This is a genomic window from Paraburkholderia sp. FW306-2-2C-D06C, from assembly GCF_058781505.1.
The window spans coordinates 1-17,532 of sequence record NZ_JBYSWU010000024.1 but is presented as its reverse complement, the minus strand read 5'-3'; the positions used below and the strand labels follow the sequence as shown (position 1 = coordinate 17,532).

Sequence of the window (17,532 nt, the reverse complement as noted above, 5' to 3'; positions counted from 1 at the left end):
CGGCCCGGCCGATGGGAAAGTGGATAGCGATGGATGCCGTGAGCGGTCAGCTCTCGTCGTCGTCGAGCTGCAGCTTCGCCGCAGGCACGCCGGTGTGCGCGCCCCAGTAGTAGATGGCGAGCGCGATGACTGCGACCACGACAGTGTCGTAGGGATCCGCGAGCGCGCCGGTGCCGCCGAAGCCGCCGAAATACGACGCGACGATCATCAGCGCGTAGAACCCGATCAGCCACAGCGACGACCGCACCTGTTCACGCAGGCTCAGGTGCGCGGTCGGCACCCAGCGGCGGCACGCGAGATAGAGGACGAACATCACGATCTGCAGGCCGAGCAGCCACGACACCGTGTTCCAGCCGGACCAGTAGACGATCAGCGCGGCGATCACGAACGACGCCGGGCCGGTGATCGCGAACGCGCTCGCACGGAACGGCCGCGGCAGTTCTGGGGCGGTGCGGCGCAGCGCGGCGACCGACACCGGCGCGACTGCGTAGCTGAGCACGAGCGCGGCCGACACGATGTTGATGAGCGCCTCCCATGACGGGAACGGCAGCGTCCAGAACGCGGCGAGGCCGAAGGTCAGCCACAGGCCCGCGCGCGGAATGCCGGATGCCTCGTCGACGCGGGTGAACACCTTGAAGAACGTGCCGGTTTTCGCCCAGCCGTAGACGACGCGCGGCGTCGCGTTCATGTAGATGTTGCCGCAGCCGCTCGGCGAGACCATCGCGTCGGCGACGACCAGGAACGCAAGCCAGCCGATGCCGAGCGCGAGCGCGATGTCGCGGTAAGGCAGCGAGAACGCCTTGCTGACATCATGCCAGCCGCTGGCGAGCATCGCGGCCGGGATGCTGCCGATGAACGCGATCTGCAGCAGCACGTAGATCAGCGTCGACAGCAGGATCGACAGGATCAGCGCGATCGGGATCGTGCGCTGCGGATTGCGCACCTCGCTCGCGACCGACACGATCGGCGTGAGCCCCAGGTACGCGAAGATGATGCCCCCCGCCGACACCGCCATCTCGACGCCGGGCAGGCCAAACGGCGCGAAGCCGTGCGCGGTCAGATTGGCGGGCTTGAAGAACGTGAACAGTACGCCGATCACCGACAGCGGCACGACGAACTTGAAGACGCTGATGATGTTGTTCGCCTTCGCGAATGTCTTCACGCTCGAATAGTTCAGGTAGAAGAACAAACAGAGCAGGGCCGCCTGCACCAGCCAGCCGAGCGTCGTCGGGTTGCTCGACCTCTCGACGGTCAGGCCCGGAAACCAGGCGGCTGCGTACTGGCGCGCCGCGACGACTTCGATCGCGATCAGGCTCGAAAAGGCGATCAGCGTGATGAAGCCCATCAGATAGCCGAGCAGCGGGCCGTGCGAGAAGACCGGATAGCGGACCACGCCGCCCGCGCGCGGCAGCGCGGCGCCGAGCTCGCAGTAGACGATGCCGAGCAGCAGCACGGCGAAGCCGCCGAGCAGCCAGGAGAAGATGCCGGCCGGGCCTGCGATCGTCGACACGTGGCTCGCGGCGAACAGCCACCCCGAGCCGAAAATGGCGCCGAGACCGATAAACGTGAGATCGGTCAGCGAAAGCTGCTTCTTGAACTTGCCGTGGCCCGCGTCGGCGGACCCGGAGCGCGATAGCGGCATGGATTGATGGATGTTGCCTTGGCCAGGCATGGGCGTGTCTCCTATTGGAATGTCGGTGCAGGCGGATTGGCGCCGCGCCCCGTGCGGGCGGCGGCGCGCCTGCCGGTCGGCGGTGCCCGGTTCGATCGGCCGGGGCGGGCCATGCCGAGCCGGATGCGGCGGCGGGACTGGGGGGCGCCGGTGCGCCGGCGGTGTCCCGCCGCCGGAGGGGCGTCGATCAGAGACCGACGTCCGGCAACGTCGGACGCGTCTCGAGCGCCTTCGCGACAATCGCCTTGACTTCCGCGAGCGTGTCGCCTTGCAGCGCGAGGCGCGGCGGGCGCGTCACGGCGCTGCCGCGGCCGACCAGTTCCTCGCACAGCTTGATGCACTGCACGAGATCCGGGCGCGCGTCGAGGTGCAGCAGCGGCATGAACCAGCGGTACAGCGCCAGCGCCTCGTCGAAGCGCTTTTGCTTCGCGAGGCGGAACAGCGTCTCGCCTTCCTTCGGGAACGCGTTCGACATGCCCGACACCCAGCCTTGTGCGCCGACCGCGATGCTTTCTACGACGACGTCGTCAAGGCCGGCAAACAGCACGAAGCGGTCGCCGACCGCGTTGCGCAGGTCGATGAAGCGGCGCGTATCGCCCGACGAATCCTTGAAGCAGACGATATTCTCGCAATCCTGCAGCGCGATCAGCACGTCCGGCGTTACGTCGTTCTTGTAGATCGGCGGGTTGTTGTAGACCATCACCGGCAGATCGGTGCTGGTCGCCACGGCGCGGAAGTGCGCGGCGGTCTCATGCGGCTTCGCCGAGTAGACGAGCGCCGGCATGACCATCACGCCGTCGACGCCGACGCGTGCGGCTTGCCGCACAGTGTTACGGGCGAATTCGGTGGTGAATTCGGCGATGCCGGCGATCACCGGCACCTTGCCGCCGGCTGCGTCACGCGCCGCCTCGATCACCGAAAGCTTCTCGGCCGTGCTGAGCGACGTATTCTCACCGACCGTGCCGCAGACGACGAGACCAGACACGCCATCGTTCACCAGGTTCTTCACTACGCGGTGCGTGGCGTCGAGGTCGAGGGAAAAGTCGGGCTTGAACTGGGTGCTGACCGCGGGAAAGACCCCGCTCCACTGAATGGCGTTACGGCTCACTGAAAATCTCCTACGTTTGTATCGGTCGGCCGACAGGTGTCGGTGTGGTGACGAGTATCGCCGCCGAAACGCCCGCGAGGCTTGAGGCTTTTCCCAGCCTGCAATGATGAAATCAGCACAATCGGGGCGCGACGCCCGGGACGCCCGCGGACCTCGCTTCGCGCAGTTGGGCCAACGCAATCTGTGTGGTTTGGTTGCGAAGGCCTGATCGTCAGGAATGCCCCCACGCCGGGCCGCGACGTCGCGACGTCATCCGCTACGTCTACGACGACGCAGCTGGCGCAGCGGCGTCGATCTAGCGTTGCACCGGATGACGTACCTGTTCGAGTTGAGCGCGGCGCACTTCACCCTGGCGCGCCAGCATCCAACCCGGATATTCCGCCGGCAGCGTGCTGACCTGATCGAGCTTCGCGAGATCGTCGGCGGTGAGCGAGACTTGCGTGGCCGCGATGTTGTCGTCAAGTTGCTCGATCTTCTTCGCGCCGACGATCACCGTGGTCACCGCACGCTGATGCAGCAGCCACGCCAGCGCGATCTGCGCGACCGAAACGCGCTTCGTTTCGGCAATGCCGCGCATCACGTCGATACAGTCATATGCGCGCTCGCGGTCTACCGGCGGAAAATCGAACGTCGTGCGGCGGCTGCCTGCTTCGCCCTGCTGCTCGCGGCCATATTTGCCGCTCAGCAAGCCGCCCGCGAGCGGACTCCAGACCATTAGCCCAAGTCCTTCGCTATGCAGCATCGGCACGAGTTCACGTTCGAGGTCGCGGCCCGCCAGCGTGTAATACGCTTGTAGCGTTTCGAACCGCGCAAGGCCGAGGCGCTCGGCAATGCCCAATGCCTTGACGATCTGCCATGCGGCCCAGTTCGACACGCCGACATAGCGCACGTGACCATGCCGAACCAGCGTGTCGAGCGCGCGCACGGTCTCCTCGATCGGCGTGGCCGGATCGAAGCCGTGGATCTGATACAGATCGACGTGATCGAGTTGCAGGCGCTTCAGGCTCGCCTTGATACCGTCGATGATGTGATAACGCGATGCCCCGCGCGCATTCGGAAATTCCGCCGTGGGGCCGAACACCTTGGTCGCCACCACCACTTTGTCGCGCGGCACCTTGAGATTCTTCAGCGCCTGGCCGGTGATCTGTTCGGACAGGCCTTCCGCATAGACGTCGGCGGTGTCGATGAAATTGATGCCCGCGTCGAGCGCGCGGCCGACCAGCCGCTCCGCATCCGCCTGTTGCAGATCGCCGATTTGCCGCCACATTGCCCTCGCCGCCGCCGAACGTCATCGTGCCTAGACATAGTTCTGAAACAAACACACCGGTACGGCCTAACTGGTTGTATCGCATTGCCGAAACTCCATCGTGGATGGGGGAGCCGTACAGAGTACTGCAGTTGGCAACGTCCGGCACGATGCCCTACGAGTTATCGCAAGAGCGGCAGTACAACCGGCTGCATCAGCCAGCCGCACTGCCAGCCGCACACCCGGCTGCACCAGCGGCCCTCGGCAAAACCCGCAAAAACCTGCCAGACTGGCTGCTGAACCTCGCAACCGGACGGCCCTTGCCGCACTTTGGATATGGCACGTCGCGCCCCCTATTACGCAAGCATGACTCAGGCCTCGACTTCCGCCCCCGCTTTCGGCGCGCTTCCTCGCGCGACTGAAGGCACAACTGAAGACGCACCCGAAGGCGCAACCGGGAGCTCGTCCACTGCCGGCGCGCTGGATGGTTTCCATCCGGCGGTCGCCGGCTGGTTCCGCAAGACCTTTCCGGCTCCCACCGACGCGCAGGCCGCCGCCTGGCCACAGATCCGCCGCGGCCGCTCGACGCTGGTCGCCGCGCCGACCGGTTCGGGCAAGACCCTCACCGCCTTCCTGTCCGCGCTCGACGACCTCGTGCACCAAGGCCTCGCCAACGGCGGCGCACTACCCGACGAAACGCTGGTGGTCTACGTCTCGCCGCTGAAGGCGCTCTCCAACGACATCCGCCTCAATCTGCAAATGCCGTTGCAAGGCATCGCCGAAGAGCTGGCGCAGCGCGGCTTGCTGCCGCTCGAGATCCGCACGGCCGTGCGCACCGGCGACACCACGCAGCAGGAGCGCAACGCGTTGAGGAAACGCGCGCCGCATATCCTCGTGACCACGCCAGAATCGCTCTACGTGCTGCTCGGCTCGGATTCCGGCCGCCGCATGCTGTCGACCGTGCGCACCGTGATCGTCGACGAAATTCATGCGCTCGCGGGCAGCAAGCGCGGCAGCCATCTGGCGCTCAGCCTCGAGCGGCTCGACGCGCTCTGTCAACGGCGTCTGCCGCGCATCGGCCTGTCGGCGACGCAAAAGCCGGTCAGCGCGGTGGCGCGCTTTCTGGTGGGCGGCGCAAGCATCGACAGCGAGGTTCCGGCGGAGTGCGCAATCGTCGACGTGGGTCATATACGCGAACGCGATCTCGCGCTGGAAATTCCGCCCGTGCCGCTCGAAGCGGTAATGCCCAACGAAGTGTGGGAGCGCGTCTACGACCGCCTCGCCGAACTGATCGCCCTGCACCGCACCACGCTGATTTTCGTCAACACGCGCCGCATGGCGGAGCGCGCCGCACGCCATCTGACCGAGCGTCTCGGCAAGGAGGCGGTCGCCGCGCATCACGGCAGTCTCGCCAAGGAGCATCGTTTCGACGCCGAACAGCGCCTGAAGCGCGGCGAGTTGCGCGTGCTGATCGCCACTGCTTCGCTGGAACTGGGCATCGATATCGGCGATGTCGATCTGGTTTGCCAGATGGGTTCGCCGCGTGCCATCGCGCCGTTCCTGCAACGCGTCGGACGCTCGGGCCACCATGTCGGCGGCATGCCGAAGGGCCGGCTCTTTCCGACCTCGCGCGACGATCTGATCGAATGCGCGGCGCTGCTCGATTGCGTGCGGCGCGGCGAACTCGACGCGCTGCGGATTCCGCACGCCCCGCTCGACGTGCTGGCGCAACAGATCGTCGCCGAAGTCTCGAGCGCCGAATGGAACGAAGACGCGTTGTTCGACCTGATGCGCCGCGCGGCGCCGTATGCCGGGCTCGAACGCGAGCAATACGACGCCGTGCTGCGCATGCTCGTCGAAGGTTATACGAGCCGTAACGGTCCGCGCGGCGCTTACATCCATCGCGACGTGGTGAGCGGCACCTTGCGCGGCCGGCGCGGCGGCAAGCTGGTCGCCGTGACGTCCGGCGGCACGATCCCCGAGAACGCCGACTACGCGGTGGTGCTCGAACCGCAGGCGGTCAATATCGGCACCGTCAACGAAGACTTCGCGGTCGAGAGCCTCGCCGGCGACGTGTTCCAGCTCGGCAATGCGTCGTACCGGATTCTGCGGATCGAGAGCGGCCGCGTGCGGGTCGAGGACGCGCAGGGACAGCCGCCGAACATTCCGTTCTGGCTCGGCGAAGCGCCGGGGCGCAGCGACGAGCTGTCGTTCGCGGTGGCGCGCCTGCGCGAACAGATTGGCCGCTTGCTTGACGGAAAAGACGCCGATACCGAGGCGGTGGTGCCGGTGAGCGAGCCGCGTTCGCCGCGGCGCAAACCGGCACGCGCGGCGTCACCCATGGCGGCAAATTCGAGCGCCGCTGATGACACCGCGGCACTGGCAATCATCGAAGGGCCGGCGCCTGAAACCCGGTCGCAGACGCCGTGTCTGCAACGCGCGATCGGCTGGCTCGCCGACACTATCGGTCTCGACGAAGCCGCCGCGCGGCAGATCGTCGACTATCTCGCACGGGCACGCGCCGCGCTGAGCGTATTGCCGACGCAAAACACGCTGGTGATGGAACGTTTCTTCGACGAATCCGGCGGCACGCAGCTGGTGATCCATGCACCGTTCGGCAGCCGCGTGAATCGTGCCTGGGGCCTCGCGTTGCGCAAGCGTTTTTGCCGCACCTTCAACTTCGAACTGCAAGCCGCCGCGACTGAAGACGCGATCGTGCTGTCGCTGACCGGCAGCCATTCGTTCGTACTCGATGAAGTGTGGCGTTATCTGCATTCGAACAGCGCCGAGCATCTGCTGATTCAGGCGCTGCTCGATGCACCGCTATTCGGGGTGCGCTGGCGCTGGAACGCGACCGTCGCGCTCGGGCTGCCGCGTTACACCGGCGGGCGCAAGACCGCGCCGCAATTGCAGCGCATGCGCAGCGAAGATCTGCTGGCGAGCGTATTTCCCGAGCAGGCCGCGTGTCTGGAGAATGTCGTCGGCGAGCGCGAACTGCCGCGCCATCCTTTAGTGAACCAAACCGTCGACGACTGCCTGCACGACGCGATGGACAGCGAGCGCTGGCTGGCGCTGCTGCGCCGTATCGAACAGGGCGAGGTGCGGCTGATTGCGCGCGATTTACCGGCGCCCTCGCCGCTCGCCGCCGAAATCCTCACCGCGAAACCGTACGCCTATCTCGACGACGCGCCGATCGAAGAACGCCGCACGCAAGCCGTGCTGAATCGCCGCTGGACCGATCCCTCTTCCGCCGACGACCTCGGTGCGCTCGACGCCGACGCGATCGACAGCGTACGCGACGAAGCGTGGCCGCAGGCGCGCGACGCCGACGAGATGCATGAAGCGCTGACCGGCCTTGCGTGCATCACCGAAGCCGAAGTGCGCGCCAACGAAGGCTGGCAAACATGGCTGAGCGCACTCGGCGAATCCGGCCGCGCGACGCGCATGCAGATCGCAGCCGACGACGCGCTGTGGCTGTCCGCCGAACGCCTCACCTGTTTGCAGGCGCTCTATCCCGGCGCGCCGTGCGAACCGCAGTTGCAAGCGCCAAAGGGCTACACCGACGCCTGGAACGCCGGCGACGCGCTGCTCGACGTACTGCGCGCGCGGCTGACGAGCTTCGGCCCGCTGCCGGTGCAGGCGATTGCGCTGGCGTTGCGGTTGCCTGCCGCATCGATTGAACAGACACTCACGCGCCTCGAAGCCGAGGGCTACGTGATGCGCGGCCGCTTCACGCCGGGCGCGACGGAAGAACAATGGTGCGAACGTCATTTGCTGGCGCGGATCCACCGCTACACCGTCAAGCGTTTGCGGCGCGAGATCGAACCGGTGGAGCGGCACGATTTCATGCGTTTTCTGTTCGAGTGGCAGCATCTGACACCGGATACGCGCAGTGAGGGACGCGATGCGCTTGCGGCGGTGCTCGATCAGCTGGAAGGTTTCCAGGCCGCGGCCGGCGCGTGGGAAGAAGACATTCTGCCTGCGCGCGTGAAAGCCTATTCGAATACTTCGCTCGACGAATTATGTCGTGCCGGCAAGATTGTCTGGACGCGTCTGACCGAGCGCGCACGCGGCGTCAGCGGGCCGGTGCGCAGCACGCCGATCGTGCTGCTGCCGCGGCGTCAGGTGGGCGTGTGGAGCGCGTTGATCGATCAGTCGAAACAACCGGAGTTGTCCGCGCGTGCGCAAGACGTGTACGACGCGCTGCGGCAGCACGGGGCGATGTTCTTCGACGAATTGCTGACCGATGTGCACGTGTTGCGTCTGGAACTGGAAAATGCGCTGGGCGAGCTGGTTGCCGCCGGCCTCGTGAATTCCGATAGTTTCGCGGGATTGCGTGCGTTGTTGAAACCAGCCGCCAAACGTAGCGCGTTTCCGGGCAGCCGGCGCGGCAGGTCGAGCGCGCTGATCGGCGGGATGGACGATGCCGGGCGATGGGCGTTGGTCAGCCGTCGCGCGAGTGCCGCTGCGGGAGCGGAGGATTTGCCGGGGCGGCGTCAGCAGCTTGCGCCGGAGGTGCTCGAGCATGTCGCGATGACGTTGTTGCGGCGCTACGGCGTGGTGTTCTGGCGTTTGCTCGAACGCGAGGCGGAGTGGCTGCCCCCATGGCGGGATTTGTTGCGGGTGTTTCAGCGGCTCGAAGCGCGCGGGGTCATTCGCGGCGGGCGGTTCGTGAATGGTCTTGCCGGAGAGCAGTTTGCTTTGCCGGAGGCGATTCCTTTATTGCGGGAAGTCCGCCGACATGCGAACGATGGCGCTTTTGTCTGTGTCTCGGGGACGGATCCTTTGAACCTTGCGGGGACGCTTCTGGTCGGGGACCGGGTGCCCGCTGTCGCGGGAAATCGGATTTTGTATCGTGACGGGATTGTTGTTGCGACGCTCGTCGCCGGGGTTTTCTGGTTTCAACCGTCGGTCGAGGCAATCCCCGCTGAGCGGGAGCGGGCTCGGGGGTGGCTGGTGCGACGGTTCTGAGCGCTTCTGAGCACAAACCGCGCCAGCCCAACCAAATACCCAACCCCTAAAACTGCGGCCAACCCTACCGTTAATGTTTACGAGCCCGAATTCCAGCCGCTTCGCTACAATGGGACAAGTCTTACGTCTGATGAAGACAGTTTGCCGTCAGCCCGCAATCGCTGCAGGGCCGCCACAGGCACACTCCGCCCGGGGATCTCATGAACGACGACCAACACGACCAGGTGCTTTATGCGCAGTTCGGCACGAGCAGTCCTTGCTGGCGTTTGTCGAGCGACAGCAACGCGCTGGAACTCACCCCCGTCACCGGCGACGTGCCCGCCAATGTCGCCATTCCGCTGAATCCTCAACAGGCATCGCAAATCCGTTGCCTCACCGGCGTCACCTCGCATCTCATCCTCGACGTGCGCCTGTTCGGCGAACCGCTGCGCCTGCACCTCGTCGGTAAAAAACTCACCAGCAACACCTGGGCCGGCACAGCGTCGGCCTACGACGACACCGAATCCGTCGCCCGCGATCTGGTCCACGGTCTTTCGTTCGCCGAACAGGTTGTCTCCGAAGTCAACTCCGTCGTCGTCATCGTCGACAGGCATGGCCGGATACAGCGCTTCAACCGGCTCGCCGAAGAACTCACCGGCGTAAAAGAGGAAGACATCATCGGCCGCAACGTGTGGGCGCTGTTCATGTCCTCCGAAGCCGGTGCGGCGTCGAGCCAGAATATCGCGGGCTTCTTCAATCGCGGCGTCGCGTATGAAGTCGAACGGCGCATCAAAACCGTGCTCGGCGAGCGGCTCTTCCTGTTTCGCAACAAGTTCGTGCATAGCGGCAGCGGCGTCGAGGAACAATTCCTGATCTGCTCCGGCACCGACATCACTGAAGAAAGGAACGCGCAGGAACGGCTCACCGAACTGGCGAACACCGATTCGCTCACCGGCCTCGCCAATCGCAACGCGATTCAGGACAAGATTCGCGCCGCCATCGAAGAAGCGGGCGAAGGGGAATCGGTCGGCGTGCTGTTCCTCGATCTCGACAACTTCAAGAAGGTCAACGATCACTACGGCCACGTATTCGGCGACCGGCTGATCTGCGACGTGTCGGCGGCCATCAGTACCTGCCTGACCGAAGGCGACACGCTCGCGCGTCTGGGCGGCGACGAGTTCATCGTGCTCGCCGCCAAAGGCACCGCCCACGAACTCGAAGCCACCGCGCAGCGCATTCTCGAACGTCTGCGCACACCGTTCAGCCTCGGGCTGGTGGAGGTCTACACCGGTTGCTCGATCGGCATCGCGCTCTATCCGGAGCACGGCGACAGCCTCGAATCGGTGATCCGTTCGGCGGACACGGCGATGTACGTCGCCAAAGACGAAGGCAAGCGCACCTACCGCGTGTTCTCGCCGGAAATGAACCGCAAGGTCGCCGAGTACATGTGGCTCGACACCAACCTGCGGCGCGGCCTCGAAGAAGGTCAGCTGACGCTGCACTATCAGCCGAAGCTGTCGCTCGCCACCGGCGCCGTGCAAGGCGTCGAGGCGCTGGTGCGCTGGAATTCGCCGGAGCGCGGGCAGATCATGCCGGCCGAATTCATCCGTTATGCAGAAGAATCCGGGCTGATCGGCGTGCTCGGCCGCTGGGTCATGGAAACGGCCGCGAAGCAAGCTGCCAGATGGAAGGCGGCCGGCTACAACCTGCGCGTCGCGATCAACGTGTCGGCGCGGCAACTGGTCGATACCGCCGTGGTCCGGCATTTCACCGAAGCGCTGCAACGCGCCGGTCTCGACCCGTGCCTGATCGACCTCGAACTCACCGAAAGCTGCCTGATCGAGGACGAAGCGGCTGCGATCGATCTGATCAAGCAATTCCGTCAGCTCGGCGCGCAAGTCCATCTAGACGACTTCGGCACCGGTTATTCGTCGCTGTCGCAGCTGGGCCGCATTCCGCTCGACGTCGTCAAGCTCGATCGCAGCTTCGTGCGCTCGATCAATGCGGACACCAAAGCGCAAGCACTGGTGCGCTCGATGGTGGCAGTCGCTCAGGAGCTGAATTTTAAGGTGGTCGCCGAAGGCATCGAAACCGAATCGGAAGAGATGTTCATGAAGGGGCTGGGCGTCGACTACGTGCAAGGCTTCCTGTACGGTCAGGCGATGCCGGCCGCGGAATTCGAACGCTGGCTGCAGGATAGACAGAAGCTCAGACTGATTGCCTGAGCTTCCGTGCGCCCCGAAGGAAGTCCCCTTGGGGGGGCGCCCCGCAGGAAGTCCCCTTGGGGGGCGCCCCGCAGGAAGTCCTCTTGGGGGACGCCCCGCAGGAAGTCCCCTTGCGGGACCGCCCCGAAGGAAGTCCCCTTGGGGGACCGCTCGCCGCGGCTCATTGACGGTGGGACCTGGATCGATTCAGGCGAAACTGGCCGTGCTGGCCGTGCTGGCCGTGCTGGCCGTGCTCTGGCGCAGGTTGGCCGTGCGGCGGTTTTGCAGCATCACGAGCCGCTCCATGAAAACGAGGTCCTTCTCCTCGATCATGAAGGCGGCGTCCACCCAATCTTCGGTAATTTCCATCAGCTCGCCGCGCGACAGTTGCAGCACGCGCTGGCGTGCCCGCAGCATCGCGCGAATCCCGTTCATCTTCGGCTTGAGCGTGTCGATGAAGGTGCGCGTCGCCAGATAGGCGTCACCCGGTTCGAACAGCTGGTCGACCAGCCCCTTGCCGAAGTGCCATTCCGCTGTATGCGATTCGCCCACGCCGATCAGCTCTTCGGCAAGGCGCATGCCCGCCTTGCGCGCGACCAGCGAATAGCCGCCCATGCCCGGGAACAGATTGAACGCGATCTCCGGAAACCCCATGCGCGAGTCGTTCTGCGCGAGCAGGAAATGGTGCGCTAACGCAGCCTCGAAGCCTCCTCCGAGCGCCGTGCCCTCCACCATCGCGATCGAAATCGCCCCCGTATCGAAGCCGCGCGCCGCGGCGTGCACGCAATCGACGCAGGCGCGCGCATAAGCCATCAGCGCGTGGCGCTTGCCGGAGCGGATCGTGTCGGCAAAGAAATCGAGGTCGCCCCCGACATTGAACACGTTCGGAATCAATGAGCCGGTCACCCAGAAGTCGATCTGCAAGCCGGACTCTCGCGCTGCCTGCGCGAGACCCAGTATGTCGTGCACCAGTTCGAGGTTGAAACAGGGACGCGGCTGCGCACGCAACATCATCCACATGACGTTGCGTCCTTCTTCGTAGTACGCAGAAACTTGCGACAGATTGCCGGCTTCGAGGAATGGGCGGCAGGCGTGGTGATTATGCAGATTCATTTTGAACTGTCCTTTTAAGGTTAAACACTGGTATTGCAATGTGAGCCTAAAGCAGACCAGAATCGGCTGGGAGCGGGAAAACCAACAGATGAAAGCGAAGCATGCGTGAAGGCGCGCCAGGCAAAGCGGTGGCGCGAGGCCCGGGGTGGCGGAAAACACTATGCGAGCGCAAACGATTGCGCAGCGGAGATGGACGAGATTACTGGCAGGAAGGCAGCAGACTGCCAGTTAATTAGCGATCGAGAAAATACGGAATTTCTTGCCGGAATTGAAAGCAAAAGAAATAATTTCGATCAGGCAATGCAATCGAAAATATAGCTTCCGGATATTTGTTTTCGTTTTTTGTGGGCTGGCCGACAGAACCGCGAGATGCGGGAAATTCAAACGGCATGAATGACGCTGACTAGCGAACGCTGACTAGCGAACGCCGATGAGCGCCGATGGCCCGCTCATCCGATTGAACGAACGCCGCGCGATTACGCGGCGTGACTGCCAATGCGCCGGCCAGCGGCCGGCTCCGCGCCCATTCGACGCAGAGCCAGGCCGCGCTCAAGGCGCGGCGGCGATCACCTCGGCAACAGCCGCCGTCAGCTTCTTGCCATATGGCACGTGCAGAAATTCGTTCGGTCCGTGCGCATTCGACTTCGGCCCGAGCACGCCGCACACCATGAACTGCGACTGCGGGAAGCCGGCTTTCAGCACGTTCATCAGCGGGATCGTGCCGCCCTGCCCGATGTACGCGACCTCCGCGCCATAGTGCTGACGCGACGCGTCGTTGAGCGCCGTGGCGAGCCACGGCGCGAGATCGGGCGCGCTCCAGCCGGTCGCCGCGCCGGCGTCCGGCTTGAAGGTCACCTTGGCGTTGTACGGCGGATCGAATTCGAGCAGCGCCTTCAGTTCGGCGACGGCCTTCTCCGCCTCGATCAGCGGCGGCAGCCGCAGCGACAGCTTGAACGCGGTGCGCGGGCGCAGCACGTTGCCGGCATCGGCGAGAGCGGGCAAGCCTGCCGCTCCGGTCACCGAGAGCGACGGACGCCACGTCGAATTGAGCAAGGCCTCTTGCGGATCGGTGGTGGTAGGCAGCACCTGGCGGCCGTCCTGGCCGCAGGCCCACGGAATTTTCTTCCAGACATCGTCGCCGAGGATATGGGCGGTCGCCTCCGCTTCGCGCAAACGCTCGGCCGGGACCGGGCAATGAAAACCCTTCGGCAGCAGATTGCCGTTGGACGCGTCTTCGAGACGGTCGAACAGTTGCCGCATGATGCGAAAGCTCGACGGCACAATGCCGCCGTAGCCGCCCGAGTGGATACCTTCGTCGAGCACCTGAACTTCGAGGTCGCCTGACACGAGGCCGCGCAGCGACGTGGTGAGCCACAGCTGATCGTAGTTGCCCGCGCCGGAATCGAGGCACACCACGAGCCCCACTTTGCCGAGCCGTTCGCGCAAGGCGTCGACATACGGGAGCAGATCGTAGCTGCCCGACTCCTCGCACGTTTCGATCAGGCCGACGCAGCGCGGACGCTCGATGCCTTGCGCGTCCAGCGCGGCGAGCGCGGTCAGGCTGGCGTAGATCGCGTAGCCGTCGTCGGCGCCGCCGCGGCCGTACAGCTTGTCGTTTTCGAGCTTCGGCGTCCATGGTCCGAGGTCGTTGCGCCAGCCGTCGAACTCAGGCTGCTTGTCGAGATGGCCGTACAGCACGATCGTTTCTTCGCTGCCCGAACGGGTGGCGGCCGTTTCGAAGAAAATCACCGGCGTGCGGCCCGGCAGACGAACCACTTCGAGCTTGAGACCGCGCACCGGCTGCTGCTCGGCCCACTGCGCCGCGTCGGTGACCACGCGCTCCAGATAGCCGTGCTTGACCCACTCGGGATCGAACGCCGGACTCTTGGCCGGCACTGCGATGTAGTCCGTCAGCGCGGGCACGATCTCGTCGTTCCATTTGCGGTCTACGAATTCGCGTAGCGTGTCGTGATTGATGCGCTGCGCCTGCTGGGTCGTATCGTCGGAGGTCATGATGGCGGTCCGTTCGGGTTCTGTTCAGTCGAAACGCCCATGATAGTCTGGATGAAGAACCGGCTAAACCCCTCGCCGCACTTTCACGGGCGAGACGCTGGCGATGCTCCGCCTGGTAAGGGGCAAATCAGCTGCGCAAACAAGGCAATCGCGCGACAATCGAGGCATACGTCGCGTATTGGGGAGCCGGACTATGGGTGGCAATATCGTCGTTCAGGCCATCGCCGCGGTGCTTGCATTGGCGCTGTATTTCCTGCCGTCGATTCTGGCGGACCGCCGCAAGCGCCATGACCTGCTGACGCTGGCGCTGTTCAACGCGTGCGTCGGCTGGACCGGGTTCGGCTGGCTGCTCGCGCTTTACTGGTCGTTGCAGCCGAACCCGCCGAAGAACGTCGCGGGCGAAATCGTCCAGACGCGCAAAGTGATGCTGATGCGGGCGTTTTCATCAGCGCTTCAGTCGCGCGTGCAGAAGCGCGCAACGGCGCGTGAGCGCGCCGAACATAAGCAGCCTTAAATAAGCGCGAACACGCGACGAGCAAGCGGTGTGATTTGCATGACGTTGATCGTGATCTCGGTGGCGGGATTGATCTCGGTGGCGGGATTGATCTCGGTGGCGGGATTGAAACTGATCGACGGATAGCACAATCCGCAGCGCGCCGGACTAGTTCCAGGGCGGCTGCGGAGCCTTCTTCTGTCGCGCTCCGATCGCGCCAGATGCGGCGGCCCGCACGATGCGACGAAAGGTGGGGCATTCCATGTGGCTCGGTGCAGGGCAAGCCGCGGCGTGTCGCAGACCGTCGCGCATGGCGCTCAGTTTGCGGATCGTCCTGTCCAGTTCCTCCGCCTTGGCCGCGAGCATCTGCCGGTCGATACGCAGCCGCCCCTCCGGCGCGAACATCCGCGCAATCTCATCGAGCGAGAAGCCGGCGGCGCGCCCCAGCGCGATCAGCGCCAGCCGCTCCAGCACCCCCGCATCGAACTGGCGGCGCAACCCTCGCCTGCCGCTGGAGACAATCAGCCCCTTTTCCTCGTAGAACCGCAGCGTCGATGCGGGAACGCCGGATCGCTGCGCCACCTCGGCGATGTCTAGCTTGTTCACCTCTTGACCTCAAGTCGACTTGAACTTGCATAGTGTAGCTTCCGCTCCCCGGGGCGCAAGCAATGGACAACGACCATGAATATCGACCACCAGACCGAAAACGAGCAGGCGGCGCTTTGGAACGGCAGCGCCGGACGCGCCTGGGTGGCGGCGCAGGAGGTGCTCGACAACATGTTCAAGCCATTTGAAGACCTGCTCGTCGACATGACGTGCGCCGGATCCGCGCACCGGGTGCTCGACGTCGGCTGTGGCACGGGCAGCACGACGCTGGCCGTGGCGCGGCGGTTCGGCGCGAAGGGGCACTGCGTCGGTGCCGATATTTCGGCTCCGATGATCGCCGCCGCCCAGGCACGCGCCGAAAGGAATGGCTCGACGGCAAGTTTCATCTGTGCCGACGCGCAGACCCACGCCTTCGAGCCGGCGGGCTTCGACAGGATCATGTCGCGCTTCGGCGTCATGTTCTTCGACAACCCGGTCCAGGCCTTCGCGAACCTGCGGCGTGCAGCAACGGACGACGCCGAACTCGGGTTCATCGCCTGGCGCAGTGCCGCGGAAAATCCGTTCATGACGACGCCTGAGCGCGCTGCGGCGCCGCTGCTACCGAACCTTCCCGCCCGCCAGCCAGGCGCGCCGGGACAGTTCTCCTTCGCGGACCGGCAGCGGATCGCTTCCATCCTCGAAGAGAGCGGCTGGGCCGGGATCGACATCCGGCCGATCGAGGTGGACTGCACGCTGCCCGAAAAGGAGTTGGCAGGCTACCTCAGCCGGCTCGGCCCCGTCGGCAGGATCCTTCAGGAGGCGGACGAGCAGACGCGCACGCAAGTTATCGAAACGGTCCGCACCGCCTTCGATCCCTATGTGCATGGAACCGAAGTTCGCTACACCGCTGCTTGCTGGATGGTCAGCGCCAGAGCGCCGTCTGCGTCAGCCGCGCCCCACCTCCGCGCGCTTCCATAGCCTCGTCACGCACGCGGCCGCTACGGGGCCGGCTGGGTCACAAGTCTATTGGGCGCAGTTCAATGGCGGAGCTTTTACTAGCGGCTTTAAGCCGCCCGGCCAATCCTGCCCCACAGCACGGAGGCCGCGGGAATCGAGCGCGGCTCGGCCCGCACGCTCTCGTACGCAAACATCTCGCGGCGCAGTTCGCCGTGTTCGTCAAACCATTCGCAGATCAGCCAGTTGCCCGGATTGAGCGCGACGGGACCTGCATAGGTCACGGTCATGCGCGGACCGCCTTCCTGCAACGTGACGACGTCGCCGGCACTGAAGCGTGCGGCTGGCTGTGTTTGGAATTCGTCAATGGTAGCGGTCAGCATATTCATTCCCCTACGGACCTGTTAAGTGGTTTTAAGCCATTGAGACGCGTATTTAGACATTCGACCTACTGAAGAGAACCTCTAAAAAGTTTGCCAAGATTAACAATCGAATTTGTCCGCCGCAAGTGCTTTTTGTTGATACCTTTTTCAGCGGCACTGGAATGTCTTTCCCACTCGCCCTGCCAACTTGAGAGATCGGGAAAACCCCTTAAAAACAGCGCCAATCCGCCGCCCATGCGGCACTGCACGATAGGAAATTTTACGTCGCCAATTGAAAGCGGCACGTAAAAGATACGACCTGTTTTTTGTCATATCTAATCTACAGCTGGCGATTTAATTCGGGTTTATTCTGATCGCCGTTAAAACGAAATTACCTGTGAACGGAAAACTCATCGGTAAATCCGCGATGCTGCGGAAGCACTTTGTTTAAAGTGCATAAAAGTTTTTAGACACCGTCGTTGAAATCGTTTTCTCCGCGCGCTATCAAAGCGGCGCTGCAACCCGGCGCGATGCCGATTGCTGATGCCGCACCAGCAGCACGCTCAAGCCGACACACGCGAACCTCAGCAGCGCGTTGACCGCCAGGCTGTACTGAAACCCATGTGCGTAAGCGTCCGGCGTCGAACGGCCGCCAATCGCACCGAAGAATGCGCCGAAGAGCGCGCCGCTGATCGCCGCCGTGCCGAAGGCCGAGCCGATCTGCAAGGTCGACGACACGACGCCCGACGCGAGACCGGCCTTCTCCGGCACCACTTCCAGCATAATGCCGTTACCCGCTGTTACCCCCCGCTGTTACCCCCCGCTGTTACCC

The 17,532-nt window shown here is 64.4% G+C and carries 11 protein-coding genes and 2 pseudogenes; 4 read left to right on the top strand and 9 right to left on the bottom strand.

The window, feature by feature from the left end:
* Positions 1-46: 46 nt before the first annotated feature.
* From AC3WLT_RS19200 to AC3WLT_RS19190, 3 genes and pseudogenes are all read right to left on the bottom strand, one after another.
* Positions 47-1,672 (bottom strand): APC family permease, encoded by a 1,626-nt coding sequence (locus tag AC3WLT_RS19200; RefSeq protein WP_492593272.1) that lies wholly within the window; start codon positions 1,670-1,672, stop codon positions 47-49.
* 187 nt (positions 1,673-1,859) lie between these two features.
* Positions 1,860-2,780 carry a dihydrodipicolinate synthase family protein gene (locus tag AC3WLT_RS19195; protein ID WP_492593271.1) on the bottom strand — a complete coding sequence of 307 codons (921 nt, stop codon included), beginning with the start codon at positions 2,778-2,780 and terminating at the stop codon, positions 1,860-1,862.
* Positions 2,781-3,075: 295 nt separating this feature from the next.
* A pseudogene (locus tag AC3WLT_RS19190) lies at positions 3,076-4,132 on the bottom strand (aldo/keto reductase).
* A gap of 230 nt (positions 4,133-4,362) precedes the next feature.
* On the opposite strand from AC3WLT_RS19190, the gene AC3WLT_RS19185 reads away from it, so the two are divergent.
* Both AC3WLT_RS19185 and pdeR read left to right on the top strand, forming a co-directional pair.
* Positions 4,363-8,997 carry a DEAD/DEAH box helicase gene (locus tag AC3WLT_RS19185; protein WP_492593270.1) on the top strand — a complete coding sequence of 1,545 codons (4,635 nt, stop codon included), beginning with the start codon at positions 4,363-4,365 and terminating at the stop codon, positions 8,995-8,997.
* Positions 8,998-9,197: 200 nt separating this feature from the next.
* Entirely contained in the window at positions 9,198-11,201 is a 2,004-nt protein-coding gene (gene pdeR / locus AC3WLT_RS19180) for a cyclic di-GMP phosphodiesterase (protein WP_492593269.1), read from the top strand.
* Between the two features lie 186 nt (positions 11,202-11,387).
* On the opposite strand, the gene AC3WLT_RS19175 is transcribed toward pdeR, so the two are convergent.
* Together AC3WLT_RS19175 and AC3WLT_RS19170 are read right to left on the bottom strand one after the other, a co-directional pair.
* A complete protein-coding gene (locus AC3WLT_RS19175; protein WP_492593268.1) occupies positions 11,388-12,293 on the bottom strand; it encodes a crotonase/enoyl-CoA hydratase family protein in 906 nt (301 codons plus the stop codon).
* Between the two features lie 549 nt (positions 12,294-12,842).
* Positions 12,843-14,306 (bottom strand): M20 family metallopeptidase, encoded by a 1,464-nt coding sequence (locus AC3WLT_RS19170; protein ID WP_492593267.1) that lies wholly within the window; start codon positions 14,304-14,306, stop codon positions 12,843-12,845.
* Between the two features lie 193 nt (positions 14,307-14,499).
* Between AC3WLT_RS19170 and AC3WLT_RS19165 the strand changes: the two genes are divergently transcribed.
* The gene (locus AC3WLT_RS19165; protein WP_492593266.1) at positions 14,500-14,820 is read left to right on the top strand and encodes a superinfection immunity protein; all 321 of its coding nucleotides are present in this window, start codon (positions 14,500-14,502) and stop codon (positions 14,818-14,820) included.
* Here AC3WLT_RS19165 and AC3WLT_RS19160 read toward each other — a convergent pair.
* Together AC3WLT_RS19160 and AC3WLT_RS19155 are read right to left on the bottom strand one after the other, a co-directional pair.
* Complete coding sequence (locus AC3WLT_RS19160) at positions 14,817-14,951, bottom strand: hypothetical protein (protein ID WP_492593265.1); 135 nt, start codon at positions 14,949-14,951, stop codon at positions 14,817-14,819. The genes AC3WLT_RS19165 and AC3WLT_RS19160 overlap by 4 nt on opposite strands.
* Before the next feature lie 16 nt (positions 14,952-14,967).
* Positions 14,968-15,405 carry a helix-turn-helix domain-containing protein gene (locus AC3WLT_RS19155; RefSeq protein WP_492593264.1) on the bottom strand — a complete coding sequence of 146 codons (438 nt, stop codon included), beginning with the start codon at positions 15,403-15,405 and terminating at the stop codon, positions 14,968-14,970.
* 75 nt (positions 15,406-15,480) lie between these two features.
* On the opposite strand from AC3WLT_RS19155, the gene AC3WLT_RS19150 reads away from it, so the two are divergent.
* Positions 15,481-16,362, top strand: a complete 882-nt coding sequence (locus tag AC3WLT_RS19150; RefSeq protein ID WP_492593263.1) for a methyltransferase domain-containing protein — start codon at positions 15,481-15,483, stop codon at positions 16,360-16,362.
* Between the two features lie 86 nt (positions 16,363-16,448).
* Here AC3WLT_RS19150 and AC3WLT_RS19145 read toward each other — a convergent pair whose 3' ends face one another.
* Both AC3WLT_RS19145 and AC3WLT_RS19140 read right to left on the bottom strand, forming a co-directional pair.
* Positions 16,449-16,721, bottom strand: a complete 273-nt coding sequence (locus AC3WLT_RS19145; protein ID WP_492593262.1) for a YodC family protein — start codon at positions 16,719-16,721, stop codon at positions 16,449-16,451.
* Positions 16,722-17,204: 483 nt separating this feature from the next.
* Positions 17,205-17,486: pseudogene (locus AC3WLT_RS19140) on the bottom strand (MFS transporter); the annotation flags it as partial.
* Positions 17,487-17,532 lie beyond the last annotated feature (46 nt).

Bases quoted from the DNA above. Each gene is read 5' to 3' on its own strand.
- AC3WLT_RS19170 (WP_492593267.1), bottom strand. From the start codon at position 14,306: ATGACCTCCGACGATACGACCCAGCAGGCGCAGCGCATCAATCACGAC.
- AC3WLT_RS19165 (WP_492593266.1), top strand. From the start codon at position 14,500: ATGGGTGGCAATATCGTCGTTCAGGCCATCGCCGCGGTGCTTGCATTG.
- pdeR (WP_492593269.1), top strand. From the start codon at position 9,198: ATGAACGACGACCAACACGACCAGGTGCTTTATGCGCAGTTCGGCACG.
- AC3WLT_RS19150 (WP_492593263.1), top strand. From the start codon at position 15,481: ATGAATATCGACCACCAGACCGAAAACGAGCAGGCGGCGCTTTGGAAC.
- AC3WLT_RS19145 (WP_492593262.1), bottom strand. From the start codon at position 16,721: ATGCTGACCGCTACCATTGACGAATTCCAAACACAGCCAGCCGCACGC.
- AC3WLT_RS19200 (WP_492593272.1), bottom strand. From the start codon at position 1,672: ATGCCTGGCCAAGGCAACATCCATCAATCCATGCCGCTATCGCGCTCC.
- AC3WLT_RS19175 (WP_492593268.1), bottom strand. From the start codon at position 12,293: ATGAATCTGCATAATCACCACGCCTGCCGCCCATTCCTCGAAGCCGGC.
- AC3WLT_RS19185 (WP_492593270.1), top strand. From the start codon at position 4,363: ATGGCACGTCGCGCCCCCTATTACGCAAGCATGACTCAGGCCTCGACT.